General features: G+C 63.8%; 10 protein-coding genes and 1 pseudogene. 4 read left to right on the top strand and 7 right to left on the bottom strand.

Annotated features, from left to right (window positions below):
- Positions 1–65: 65 nt before the first annotated feature.
- Together FPZ08_RS10700 and FPZ08_RS10695 are read right to left on the bottom strand one after the other, a co-directional pair.
- Positions 66–452, bottom strand: coding sequence for a type II toxin-antitoxin system VapC family toxin (locus FPZ08_RS10700; protein ID WP_146290009.1), 387 nt, complete (start codon positions 450–452; stop codon positions 66–68).
- Positions 449–691, bottom strand: coding sequence for a type II toxin-antitoxin system Phd/YefM family antitoxin (locus FPZ08_RS10695; RefSeq protein WP_146290008.1), 243 nt, complete (start codon positions 689–691; stop codon positions 449–451). The genes FPZ08_RS10700 and FPZ08_RS10695 overlap by 4 nt, the downstream gene beginning before the upstream one ends.
- Before the next feature lie 160 nt (positions 692–851).
- Here FPZ08_RS10695 and FPZ08_RS10690 point away from each other — a divergent pair, with 160 nt between their 5' ends.
- Entirely contained in the window at positions 852–1,901 is a 1,050-nt protein-coding gene (locus FPZ08_RS10690; protein ID WP_146290007.1) for an MraY family glycosyltransferase, read from the top strand.
- Positions 1,902–1,904: 3 nt separating this feature from the next.
- Here the strand turns inward: FPZ08_RS10690 and sseA are convergent, their stop codons facing one another.
- The 5 genes from sseA to FPZ08_RS10665 form a co-directional block, all read right to left on the bottom strand.
- On the bottom strand, positions 1,905–2,738 hold the full coding sequence (sseA, locus tag FPZ08_RS10685) for a 3-mercaptopyruvate sulfurtransferase (protein WP_146290006.1): 834 nt from the start codon (positions 2,736–2,738) through the stop codon (positions 1,905–1,907).
- A 183-nt stretch (positions 2,739–2,921) separates the two neighbouring features.
- On the bottom strand, positions 2,922–3,977 hold the full coding sequence (locus FPZ08_RS10680) for an ABC transporter ATP-binding protein (protein ID WP_146290005.1): 1,056 nt from the start codon (positions 3,975–3,977) through the stop codon (positions 2,922–2,924).
- Between the two features lie 2 nt (positions 3,978–3,979).
- Positions 3,980–4,771 (bottom strand): ABC transporter permease, encoded by a 792-nt coding sequence (locus tag FPZ08_RS10675; protein WP_146290004.1) that lies wholly within the window; start codon positions 4,769–4,771, stop codon positions 3,980–3,982.
- Positions 4,768–5,628, bottom strand: coding sequence for an ABC transporter permease (locus tag FPZ08_RS10670; RefSeq protein ID WP_146290003.1), 861 nt, complete (start codon positions 5,626–5,628; stop codon positions 4,768–4,770). Before FPZ08_RS10670 ends, FPZ08_RS10675 begins: the two co-directional genes overlap by 4 nt.
- 268 nt (positions 5,629–5,896) lie before the next feature.
- Complete coding sequence (locus FPZ08_RS10665) at positions 5,897–7,000, bottom strand: ABC transporter substrate-binding protein (protein ID WP_425457600.1); 1,104 nt, start codon at positions 6,998–7,000, stop codon at positions 5,897–5,899.
- A 579-nt stretch (positions 7,001–7,579) separates the two neighbouring features.
- Between FPZ08_RS10665 and FPZ08_RS10660 the strand changes: the two genes are divergently transcribed.
- The 3 genes and pseudogenes from FPZ08_RS10660 to FPZ08_RS10650 all read left to right on the top strand — a co-directional run bounded on the left by FPZ08_RS10660 (position 7,580) and on the right by FPZ08_RS10650 (position 11,562).
- Positions 7,580–8,842, top strand: coding sequence for an imelysin family protein (locus FPZ08_RS10660; RefSeq protein ID WP_146290001.1), 1,263 nt, complete (start codon positions 7,580–7,582; stop codon positions 8,840–8,842).
- A gap of 187 nt (positions 8,843–9,029) precedes the next feature.
- Positions 9,030–10,495: pseudogene (locus FPZ08_RS10655) on the top strand (di-heme oxidoreductase family protein).
- The gene (locus FPZ08_RS10650; RefSeq protein ID WP_146290000.1) at positions 10,495–11,562 is read left to right on the top strand and encodes an imelysin family protein; all 1,068 of its coding nucleotides are present in this window, start codon (positions 10,495–10,497) and stop codon (positions 11,560–11,562) included. Before FPZ08_RS10655 ends, FPZ08_RS10650 begins: the two are co-directional and overlap by 1 nt.
- The last annotated feature ends 11 nt before the right edge of the window (positions 11,563–11,573 follow it).

Below are 11,573 nucleotides of genomic sequence, written 5' to 3'. Positions count from 1 at the left end.
ATAAAGCCGCCGGGGAGACCGGCGGCTTTTTTGTTTGAGCGATGGGAGGCCGGCGCGTGGGGCGCTCAGACGCGCCGGATTGGCCCGGGATATTGGGCGACGATGCCGTCGGCTGTCAGCAGTTCCATACCGGAGGCGATGGCCTGAGCGACCAGCATGCGGTCAAATGGGTCTTTGTGAATAGGCGGAAGGCTCGCAAGCCCTGCAGCATGCTCGCTGTTAATCGGCAGTTCGGCATATCCGTTGTCGAGCAATCCCCGGCGCAATAGCCGGGGGTCCACCTGGAAATCCTCGCGACCAAGGCCGGCCTTGATGGCGACTTCCCAGATACTTGCGGGGCTGAAGACCGGCTCGGTCTCAGGGTGATCGAGCAGGCTGTGCGCTGCGGCAGGCAGGCGGTGGGGTTCCGCCGCCGCCCAGAGCAGGATATGCGTGTCGAGAAGCACCTTCATGAATGCGTGCCAAACATCTCTTCGATCTCCGCCTGGCCCAAGGTGTCGAAGTCGCCGGGAACGGAAAACTGCCCGCTCATGAAGCCAAGGCGTTTCGCCGATACCGGTTGATCGAGCGGGATGACCTTGACCAGTGGCTTGCCTGCCTTGGCGATGATGAACGGCTCGCCTTTCGCTGCCTGGTCAACCAGGCGCGACAGATGGGTTTTGGCGTCATGAATGTTGACAGTGTTGGCCATGGGCTATTCCGATACGGCTTAGTTCATTGAACTTAGTTCAACTGATTGGTGAAAGCAAGTTGCGCCGAGGAGGGCGGGCGTTGATCTGGTGACTCGCAGAGGCGATCATGCGGGGCCGGTCCGACTCATTGGCCGGCGGTTCATCAGTGATCGGCCCGCCATGCTTACCTATCTGTCCGAGTTCATCGCGCCCTATTGGGGGCCGGCGCGGCTGCTGACTTCCTATACCGTGCTGGCCACGGTGGGGGCGCTGTTGTCGGCGATACTGTCGCTGCTGGTGCTGCCGCGCGTGTGGCATGTGCTGACCAAGGACAAGGGCCGGGCGCATGCGGTCAATGCGGAGGACAGCGTCGGCAAACCGGTGGGGGTGGGGCTGTTCATCGTGCTGATCACGGTGGGCGTGCTGGTGATCTGCCTGCCCTATGATCCACAAATCTATTTCTGCCTGGGCGCGCTGCTGATCGCCTCCTGCGTCGGCTATATCGACGATCGCAAGCCGGGCGGGCTGAGCGAGCTGACGCTGGGGCTGACGGACCTGGCGATCTCGCTCTTCGTCTGCATCGTGCTGATGAAGGGGAGTGCCACCGAAGTGTGGCTGCCGTTTACCTCGGCGCATATCATGTTGCCGTGGTGGGGCGGGGTGCTGCTCTACACGCCGATCGTGTGGCTGTGCATCAATGCGGTCAATTGCAATGACGGGGTGGACGGGGTGTCGGGCACACTCTCCGCGGTCACCATCTGCGTGCTTGGTTTCCTGCTCTATTCCGTGGTGGGCGATGTCACCAATGCGGGCTATCTGCTGATCCCGTACAACCCCGATGCGGTGAGCTGGGCGCTGGCGGCGGCGGTGTTCTGTGGCGCGATTCTGGGCTACCTCTGGCACAATGCACCGCCCAGCGCGGCTCTGATGGGCGATGCGGGATCGCGGCCCATCGGGCTGTTCGTCGGCATGTGCGTGGTGGTGACGGGCAATCCGGCGACGGTGTTTTTCGTGGGTGCGCTGCTGCTGTTCAACGGGGCGACGGGGCTGGCCAAGGTGGCGCTGATGCGGCTCTTCGGCTGGCGCATCCTCGGTTCGGTGCGGTTTCCATTCCACGACCATGTGCGCAAGAACCTGCACTGGTCCAATGCCCAGGTGCTGCTGCGGTTTCTGCTGATCCACGTCGCCAGCATCTGGCTGCTGGTCATCCTGCTGATCAAGATCCGCTAGGGATCAGGTCTCGATATCGGCATCCTTGAGGGAGCCCCATTCGGCCCAGGAGCCGTCATAGACCGCGACGTCATCTGCGCCGGCCAGTTGCAAGGCGAGGGCCAGGGTAGAGGCGGTGATGCCCGAGCCGCAGGAGGTGATGATCGGCTTGTCGAGGGCAAGGCCGCGGTCGGCGAAAAGCTGGGCCAGTTCGGCGGGCGATTTCATCTGGCCGGCTTCGGTGAGCAGGCTTACCGGGACGTTGAGGCTGTTGGGGATATGGCCGCCGCGCAGGCCGGCGCGGGGCTCGGGGACTTCGGCGTGGAAGCGGGGGGCCGGGCGGGCATCGGCGATCTGGGCTTCATGGTCGCGGCTGCGGTCGCGCACGGTTTCAAAGTCGGCCATGCGGGCGGGATCGAAATCGGTGTGGAAGACCTGCGGCTTGCGGGTGACGAGGCCGGTTTCGGTGGGGCGGCGCTCGGCGCGCCATTTGGGGCCCCCACCGGCGAGAATGCGGACATCGCTGGCGCCCATGGCTTTGAAGGTCCACCAGACGCGGGGGGCGGAGAACAGGCCCAGCTCGTCATAGATGACAATGGTCATGGTGTCGGAAATGCCCAGCGCGCCGACCATGTGGGCGAAATCATTGGGCGCGGGGAGCATGTGGGGCAGGTCGGTTGTGGTATCGGCAATGCCGTCGATATCGAAGAAGACGGCGCCCGGGATGTGGCCGGCCAGGTATTCGGCCTGGGCGTTCCTGGCGGCATTGGGCATGTGCCAGGAGCCATCGACCACGACGAGGTCGGGGTCGGTGAGATGGGTGGCCAACCAGTCTGATGTGACGAAGGGGGATTCCATGCGATGCGACTCCTCTGAACCGGCACTGTGGCTCCCAAACCCCCACCCTGCTCGATTCAACGGACTTAGCAAGGGCTAAGTCCTATCTCGCTTCCCTCCCCACAAGGGGGAGGGTGGTGCTGGAGCCGGGAGACCGGTGTGCGCTTGATGGGGAGTGATTGGGGCCGGGATGGGGCCGAGTCATCAGAGCACCAGCAGGTGCTGGCTGGCGAGGCTGATGGTGACGGTTTCGCCGCGAGCCGGTGGGGCGGTGCGCTGATCGTTGAAAGTGTCGAGGCTCAGGACATTCTTGCCGAGGGCGACGCGGAGGCGGATGACGGAGCCGAGGAAGGTGACGTCGGCAATGGTGCCGGTCAGCGTTATATCGTTGCCTTCGCGGGCGCCGATGGTGACCATTTCGGGCCTTAGTGTCAGCACACTGTTAGCATTGACGGTAGCATCAGCGGGCAATTGGGGAATGATCGCGGTCTGGCCATCGATGGAAACGGTCTTTGTTGCCGGATCGAGAACGGTGGCTTCAAGACTGTTCAACTGGCCGACGAAGGTGGCGACGAAGCGGGTGGCCGGTTTGTTGTAGATTTCGTGCGGCGCGCCGAGCTGTTCGATATTGCCCGCATTCATCACCACGACGCGGTCGGAGATGGAGAGGGCCTCTTCCTGGTCGTGGGTGACGAAGACGGTGGTGATGCCGAGGTCGAGCTGGATGGCGCGGATTTCTTCGCGCAGGCTGACGCGGATCTTGGCGTCGAGGGCGGAGAGGGGTTCGTCGAGCAGCAGCATGCGCGGGCGGGGGGCGATGGCGCGGGCGAGGGCAACGCGCTGCTGCTGGCCGCCGCTCAACTCGTAGGGATAGCGCTTGTCGAAGCCGGACAGGCCGATGAGCTTGAGCATTTCATCGATGCGGGCGCGGCGCTCCTCGGCGGGCATGCCCGCGATCTTGAGGCCGAAGCCGATATTGTCGCCGACATTGAGATTGGGGAAGAGCGCATAGGCCTGGAACACCATGCCGAGCTGGCGCTGGTTGGGTTTGAGATGGGTGATGTCCTGCCCGTCGACCTCGATGCTGCCCGAGGTGGGCCGCTCGAAGCCGGCGATCATGCGCAGGATGGTGGTCTTGCCACAGCCGGAGGGGCCGAGCAGGGAGATGAACTCGCCCTTGTCGAAGGCGAAGCTGACGCCCTTGACCACAGTGGTCTGGCCGAAGGTCTTGGTGAGGTTCTGGACGTCGAGAAAAGCCATGGTCAATCGGTCCGGGCCGAGGTGCGAGGGGCGAAGCGGCCGAGCACATTGATCATGCCCATGGCGCCCCAGGTGATGATGAAGGAGATGATGGCGAGCGCGGCCGGCTCATAGGCGCGGTTGGTGCCGATGCCGACGAGATAGGGGCCGAAGGCCGGTCGGTTGAGGAGGCTCGCAATGGTGAATTCGCCGATGACGATGGCGAAGGTGAGGAAGGCGCCGGAGAGGATGGCGACGAGAATGTTGGGCAGGATGATGCGGCCGATGATCTGGGCCTGATTGGCGCCCATGATCTGCGCCGCCTCGGTCAGCGTGCCGATATCGATGGTGCGCATGCCGTTATCGACGGCGCGATACATGTAGGGGAGCGCCAAGGTGACATAGGCGCCGGTCAGCAGGATGTCGGTGCCCAGCGCGCTGCCGGTGAAGGGGATGATGGAGCTGGAATTGTAGAGACGGATATAGCCATAGACCAGCACCAGAGCCGGGATGACCAGCGGCAGCAGGGTGATGAATTCCATGAAGGGGCGCAGCCAGGGCATGCGCAGGCGGACGAAATAGACCGCCGGGACCACGACGAGGACGCCGACTACGATGGTGACGAGGCCGATAATGACCGAGTAGCTGAAGCTGGAGGCGAAGTAGGGATCGGCAAAGACCGAGGCATAGGCGTCGAAGCTGTATTCCCCGCGGCGCATGCGCAGGGAGAATTCGAAGGTGGCGAGCAGCGGGATGATGAAATAGGCGGCGCCGAGGGCGAAGGTGAGCCAGGGCCAGAAGCGGTTGGTCTTCATTTCATCCACCTCTCGGCCCTGTTGGCAACGACCAGATAGATGACATTGGCCAGTGAGGTGATGACGATCATGCCCAGCGCCAGGGCGGCGCCGAGGCCGGGATTTTGCAGGGCATCGCCGCGGATCTGGTTGTAGAGCAGGACGGTCACGATATTGAGGTTGGAGCCGGTCAGGGCCCAGGCGGTGGCGATGGCGCCGAAGGCGTTGGCGAAGAGCAGGCTGAGTGTGCCGAGGAAGCTGGGCCAGAGAATGGGCAGGCCGACATAGCGCCAGAACTGAAACTGGCTGGCGCCGAGCATCTGGGCGGCTTCGTTCCACTCTTTCTTGAGGCCATCCACTGCCGGGGCGATGGTCAGCATCATCAGCGGGATCTGGAAATAGAGATAGGTGAGGGTGAGGCCCCAGAAGCTCAGTAGGTTGAAGCCGGAGCGGTAGATGTCGAGGCCGAGGAATTTCAGCACGATGGTGACGAGGCCGAGCCGCCCGAGCGTGGCAATGAAGGCGAAGGCCAGGGGCACGCCGGCGAAATTGGAGGCGACGCCGGAAAAGGTCATGACGGCAGAGCGCAGGGGCGCGGGCAGGCGGCCGCGGATGATGGCGAGGACGATGGCGAGGCCGATCAGCGCGCCGAAAAAGGCCGAGGCGCCGGATATGCGGATGGAAATCCAGTAGGCAGCGATGATCTGGTCGGTGAAGAGGCCGAAGATATTGTCGAAGGTGAAATTGCCCGCGCGGTCGGTGAAGGCGGCGCTGACGATACCGAGCGTGGGCAGGAAGAGGAACATCACCGCGAAGATGATGAAGGGGGCGACGGCAAGGGCGTCCCAGGGGATGCGGCGGGGTGATGCTGTGGTCATTTTTTGTCGGATACCCCCTCCTTAGCCGTCTCCGTGGCGCAATGGCGCCACCGAGTGGAGCTCACCCTCCCCCTTGTGGGGAGGGAAGCGAGATAGGACTTAGCGTTAGCTAAGTTCGTGATCGAGCAGGGTGGGGGTGCTGCGCCATCAGCGTATGCTGGAGGTTCGACACCCCCTCCCTAGCTTTGCTACGGCCCGTCGGGCCTAGCGTCGCTACCCTCCCCTCAAGGGGGAGGGTGAACGCGGTGGTCGGGTTCAGATCGTGCCTTTACTGCACGCTCGCCCCAACAGTGGTGTCCCAGCCTGAGGTGATGGTGGTCTTGTTGGCGTTCTGCTCTTCGATCGACGGGAACACTGCCTTGGCGTAGTTCTCGGCGGCGGGGAGCTTGGCCATCAGGTCTTCCGGCAGGACGCCGGCATCGGCCATGGCGCTGAAGCGGATGGGGTGGCAATAGCCGGCGAGCCAGCCGAGCTGGCCTTCGTCGGAATAGAGATATTCCATCCAGAGCTTGGCGGCGTTCGGGTGCGGCGCATGGGCCGAGATGGCCTGGACATAGACGCCGGCCACGACGCCATCGGACGGCACGACGACGTCGATCGGCGGGTTGCCGTTGAGGTTGTCGCGGGCGGCCAGCAGGTTGTAGTCCCAGTTGATGGCGATGGGCGTGGTGCCCTGGGCGATGGCGGCGGCTTCGGCGTCGACGGGGACGAAATTGCCCTTGTCGTTGAGGGCCTTGAAATATTCGAGGCCCGCCTGGGCGGCGGCATCCTGCGCGGCGCCAGTGGAGAGACCGGCAGCGAAGACCGACATGATGGCATTGTTGGCGGTGCGCGGGTCACCGGCCAGGGCGACCGAATTGGCGAATTCGTCCTTGTTCAGGTCGGCCCAGGATGCCGGGTTGTCGCCGGTGATGATGTCCTTGTTGATGCCGAAAGCGAGCACGCCGTAATAGTCGCCATACCAGAAGCCGTCGGCATCCTTGGCGTCGTCGGGGATTTCGTCCCAAGTGGAGACCTTGTAGGCCTGCAGCAGGCCTTCATCCTTGGCCTGCGGGCCGAAGGCGAGGCCGATATCGAGCACGTCGGGGGCCTGCGGGCCGGTGTTGCCGATATTGGCGCGGACGGCTTCGAGCTCGTCGGCGGAGCCGGCATCGGGGTTCAGTTCATTGACGGTGATGCCCGGATACTTGGCCTTGAAGCTCTCGATCACGCCGCCGTAATTGCACCAGGAGTGGGGCAGGGCGATGGTGGTGAGCTGGCCTTCGGCCTTGGCGGCTTCATAAAGCGCGTCGAGATCGGCCTGGGCGAAGACGGGGGCAGAAACGGCAAGCACGGCAAGCATCGAAACGGATGCGCCGAGGGTCTTCTTGATGGACATGTTCAGTCTCCCTGAAAAGTCGTTCGTGAGCGCCCGTCTGGGGGCGATCCGGCGAACTGTGGAGGCAAGTAGTGTGGTGGTGTGACAGCGCGATGACGGCGGGTCGGCCCGGCGCATGACGGCCGGGAATGCCCGCTGTTCAACCGTTTGCGCGCGATCCTCCGCCCAAGCCGCATCCTCCCAGTTGCAGATAGGACAGTGCCCGTTTGTGACAGTTTAGTCCAGATGGTCAAAAATTTTGGGGTGGGCGTTCTCGGAGGGTGGGTTCGGTGGGTTTGGCTCTGTCGTGCCACAAGCACGGAGTCCCTTCTCCCCTTGAGGGAGAAGGTGCCCGAAGGGCGGATGAGGGGTACCGATCTATCCATCAGCATTGAAGCATGGGATAGCGCGGCACCCCTCACCCGGTTCTTCCGCTGGACGCGGAAGAACCACCCTCTCCCTCAACGGGAGAGGGTGGCTCCACTCTTGGGGACGGCTCCACTTTAGACCCTTTCCAAACTATTGAATTCCATTTGATTTTCTAACTTGAGAGGCGTAGTCCGGTTTTGAAAAAATCATCCTGGAGGGTCGCCCATGATCTCGTTCGGCAAGCGCGGTTTGCGCCATTTCGCCATTGCTCTCACCCTGTCGGTGGCGCCGGTCGCCGCCTATGCGCAGGCGCCCGATGAGGCCGCTGTGCTGGCTACTTATGCCGATATTGCGCTGGCGGGCTATGAGGACTCGCTGGCGACCGCCAAGCTGCTCGATGCGGCGGTGGATGCGCTGATTGCCAATCCGAGCGCGGAGACATTGCAGGCGGCCAAGGAGGCCTGGAAGGCGGCGCGCATTCCCTATCAGCAGACCGAGGCTTTCCGCTTCGGCAACCCAATCGTCGACGAATGGGAAGGGCGGGTGAATGCCTGGCCGCTGGATGAGGGGCTGATCGACTATGTCGATGCCAGCTATGGCAGCGAGAGTGACAGCAATGCGCTTTACGTGGCCAATGTGATCGCCAATCCGACGATCGTCATCGACGGGGTGGAGCTGGACGCGACCGAGATTACGCCTGCGCTGCTGCAGGACAATTTGCAGGAAGCGGCGGGCGTTGAATCCAATGTGGCGACGGGCTACCACGCCGTGGAATTCCTGCTCTGGGGGCAGGATTTGAACGGGACCGGGCCGGGCGCCGGGGCGCGGGAATTTACCGATTATTCGACGGCCGAGCATGCCGACCGGCGGGCGGCCTATCTCAAGGCGGCGTCCTCGCTGCTGGTCTCGGATCTCGAAGAGATGGTGGGCAACTGGACGGCAGACGGCGCGGCGCGGGCGGCTTTGCCGGAGCTGGGGATTTCGGCGATCCTGACCGGCATGGGGTCGCTCTCCTTCGGCGAAGTGGCGGGCGAGCGCATGAAGCTGGGTCTGCTGCTGCACGATCCGGAAGAGGAGCATGATTGCTTCTCCGACAATACGCATGTGTCCCATCTCAACGACGCGGTCGGCGTGCAGAATGTCTATCTCGGCAAATATGTGCGGGTGGATGGTTCGGTGATCGAGGGGCCGTCGCTGTCCGACGTGATCGCGGCCAAGGATGCTGATCTCGACACCGAGATCAAGGGGTTGCTGGACGATACGATTGCCAAGATGCATGTCATGGCTGATCGGGCCGAGGGTGGCGAGGCCTATGACCAGCAGATCGGCGAGGGCAATGCGGAAGGCAATGCCGTGGTGCAGGCAGCGATCGACGGGCTGATCGCGCAAACGCGTGGCATCGAACGGGCCGTGGCGCTGCTGGAGCTGGATAATGTGACTATTGAGGATAGTGACTCGCTGAGCAATCCGGATGCGGTGTTCCAGTAAGGACACTTTTCGAGGGGATACCCCTCCTAGCCTCCCCCTGATAGGGGGAGGAACAGATCGCATGTTTGGCACGATGGTGCCGCTGGCGCTGGGCGGCTCCTCCCCCTATCAGGGGGAGGTTGGGAGGGGGTATCCTCCCGGAAGAATGGATTCCCGCTTTCGCGGGAATGACGTCGTGGATTGATCTATGCAACTGCGTCTCACCCTCATCCTTGTCGCGCTGCTGGCTGGCGGGCTGGCTTTTGCGCAGGATGGGTCTGACCGGGGCGATCTGACGGCGGAGGATCTGGCGCGGGTGCTGATGGTAACGGCGCCGGCGACGGATTTTTCGCGGGCGGAGAATTTCGAGAGCAAGCCGGCGGGGGCGGGGACGACGACGTTTGCCGCCAATGCGGATCGTTCAGCCATTTCCTCGACAATCTGAGTTTCGAGCAGGAAGAGCAGTTCAAGCTGGGCAATGCGCTGTTCCGCAAGATCTGGGTGTCGTCGCCGTCTTCGACGCAGGCCTCGGACGGGCTGGGGCCGCTGTTCAATGCGCGGGGCTGCCAGAGCTGCCATATCAAGGATGGGCGCGGGCATCCGCCCTTCGAGGGGCAGGCGGAGAATGTGTCGATGTTCCTGCGGCTGTCGGTGCCCGATGGGTCCGGCGATCCGGTCTATGGCGGGCAATTGCAGGATTTCGCGGTGCCGGGACTGATGGCCGAGGGGCGGATGGTGATCGACTATGTCGAGGTGCCGGTGACGCTTGATGATGGCACGGTGGTGAGCCTGCGGGAACCGCATTATTCGGTGGCCGATCTCAACTACGGGCCGCTGGCTGAGGATGTGATGCTGTCGCCGCGGGTGGCCAATCCGATGATCGGGCTGGGGCTGGTGGAGCAGATTCCGGCCGAGGATATTCTTGCGCTGGCCGATCCTGACGATGGGGACGGTGACGGGATTTCGGGGCGGGCGAATTGGGTGATTGCGCCGGAAACCGGGACTGAGATGCTGGGGCGGTTCGGCTGGAAGGCCGGGATGGCCAGCGTGCGGAGCCAGTCGGCTTCGGCCTTTGCCGGCGATATCGGGATTTCGACGCCGCTGGTGAACCGGCCGTTCGGGGATTGCACCGAAGGTCAGGCGGCGTGCCTGGCGATGCCGACCGGGGAGCAGGCGCGGCTGGGCGTGTCGGAAGCGCCGGACCCGGTGCTGGACCTGGTGACATTCTATGCGCAGACGCTGGGCGTGCCGGAGCGACGGGACGTGGATGATCCGGCCGTGTTGCGGGGCAAGGCGGCGTTTTATGGGGCGGGTTGCGCCAGCTGCCATGTGCCGAAATTCGTCACCAGCCGGACGGCGGATAATCCGGCGCATCGCTTCCAGCTGATCTGGCCCTATGCGGATTTCCTGCTGCATGACATGGGCGAGGGGCTGGCCGACCATCGGCCGGAAGAGCAGGCGGATGGCTTTGAATGGCGGACGCCGCCGCTGTGGGGGATCGGGCTGACCGAGACTGTATCGGGGCACACATTTTTCCTGCATGATGGGCGGGCCCGCAATCTCGTCGAGGCCATTCTTTGGCATGGTGGGGAAGCGCAGGCCGCGCGCGATGCATTCGCGGCGATGTCCCAAACCACGCGCGACGATCTTGTCGCCTTTCTGGAATCGCTGTGATGCGGATTGTGCTTGTTGCCCTGACACTGCTGCTGGCCGGCCCGGCCATGGCGCAGACCACGACGCCGGGCCAGGTGCTGCAGGCGACGGTGAGCCAGGCGATCCGGCCGGGCGTGCTGGAATTCACCAGCCGGGCGAGCGGGCTATCCATTGCCATGAATGCGCTGTGCCGGGCGCCGTCGGAAGGGACGCTGGCCCTGGTCAAGGGGCAGTTCCGGCAGGCGGCTCTGGCCTATGGGCGGGTGGAATTCCTGCGTATCGGGCCGCTGATGGCGGATAACAGGGCCGATCGGCTGTTGTTCTGGCCGGACCGGCGGGGGATCGGGCTGCGGCAGGTGCAGGCCATCCTGGCCGAGGAAGATGCGAGTGCCACGGCGCTGGACACTTTGCGCGCCAAGAGCGTGGCGGTGCAGGGGTTTGGGGCGCTGGAATTCGTGCTTTATGGCACAGGGGCCGAGGTGTTGCCGGGGCCGGAGGGGGAATTCCGTTGCGCTTATGGGCGGGCGGTGGCGGCCAATATTGCCGGAATTGCCGGCGAGCTGGCGAATGGCTGGTTCGCGCCTGAGGGTATTGCCGACCATTTGACGGCGCCGCGGGCCGATTATGCCGACTATCGCACCGAAACCGAGGCGCTGGAGGCGTTGGTGGGGCTGGTGTCGCATGGCATGGAGGCGGTGCGCGATGTGCGCATCAATCCGTTCCTGCCGACGGCGGAACGGGCGGCGCGGCCCAAGGAGGCGCTGTTCTGGCGTTCGGGGCTGAGCTTCGAGATGATCGGCGCCAATGTGGATGGCATGCAGCGGCTGCTGGACCAGTCGGGCATTGCCGGCGCGGTGGATGCGGATCACAGCGGGCTGGGCAATTCCATCGACTTCGAATTCCGCAATGCGGCGCGGGCCCTGGCGCTGGTGACGTCGCCGGTGGAGCAGGCGCTGGCGGACGAGGACCAAGTCAAGGCGCTGAACTATCTGGTGATCGTGACCGGCTCGCTGCAGGCGATGGTCGGGGAGCAATTGTCCGCCGCTTTGGGCCTGTCGGTCGGCTTTTCCTCGTTGGATGGGGACTGACCCATGTGGCA

Source organism: Devosia ginsengisoli, from assembly GCF_007859655.1.
Lineage (GTDB): Bacteria > Pseudomonadota > Alphaproteobacteria > Rhizobiales > Devosiaceae > Devosia > Devosia ginsengisoli.
Note: the sequence above shows the minus strand (reverse complement) of the source record. Positions and strands in the feature narration are given on the sequence as shown.

Bases quoted from the DNA above. Each gene is read 5' to 3' on its own strand.
- FPZ08_RS10700 (WP_146290009.1), bottom strand. From the start codon at position 452: ATGAAGGTGCTTCTCGACACGCATATCCTGCTCTGGGCGGCGGCGGAA.
- FPZ08_RS10695 (WP_146290008.1), bottom strand. From the start codon at position 691: ATGGCCAACACTGTCAACATTCATGACGCCAAAACCCATCTGTCGCGC.
- FPZ08_RS10690 (WP_146290007.1), top strand. From the start codon at position 852: ATGCTTACCTATCTGTCCGAGTTCATCGCGCCCTATTGGGGGCCGGCG.
- sseA (WP_146290006.1), bottom strand. From the start codon at position 2,738: ATGGAATCCCCCTTCGTCACATCAGACTGGTTGGCCACCCATCTCACC.
- FPZ08_RS10680 (WP_146290005.1), bottom strand. From the start codon at position 3,977: ATGGCTTTTCTCGACGTCCAGAACCTCACCAAGACCTTCGGCCAGACC.
- FPZ08_RS10675 (WP_146290004.1), bottom strand. From the start codon at position 4,771: ATGAAGACCAACCGCTTCTGGCCCTGGCTCACCTTCGCCCTCGGCGCC.
- FPZ08_RS10670 (WP_146290003.1), bottom strand. From the start codon at position 5,628: ATGACCACAGCATCACCCCGCCGCATCCCCTGGGACGCCCTTGCCGTC.
- FPZ08_RS10660 (WP_146290001.1), top strand. From the start codon at position 7,580: ATGATCTCGTTCGGCAAGCGCGGTTTGCGCCATTTCGCCATTGCTCTC.
- FPZ08_RS10650 (WP_146290000.1), top strand. From the start codon at position 10,495: ATGCGGATTGTGCTTGTTGCCCTGACACTGCTGCTGGCCGGCCCGGCC.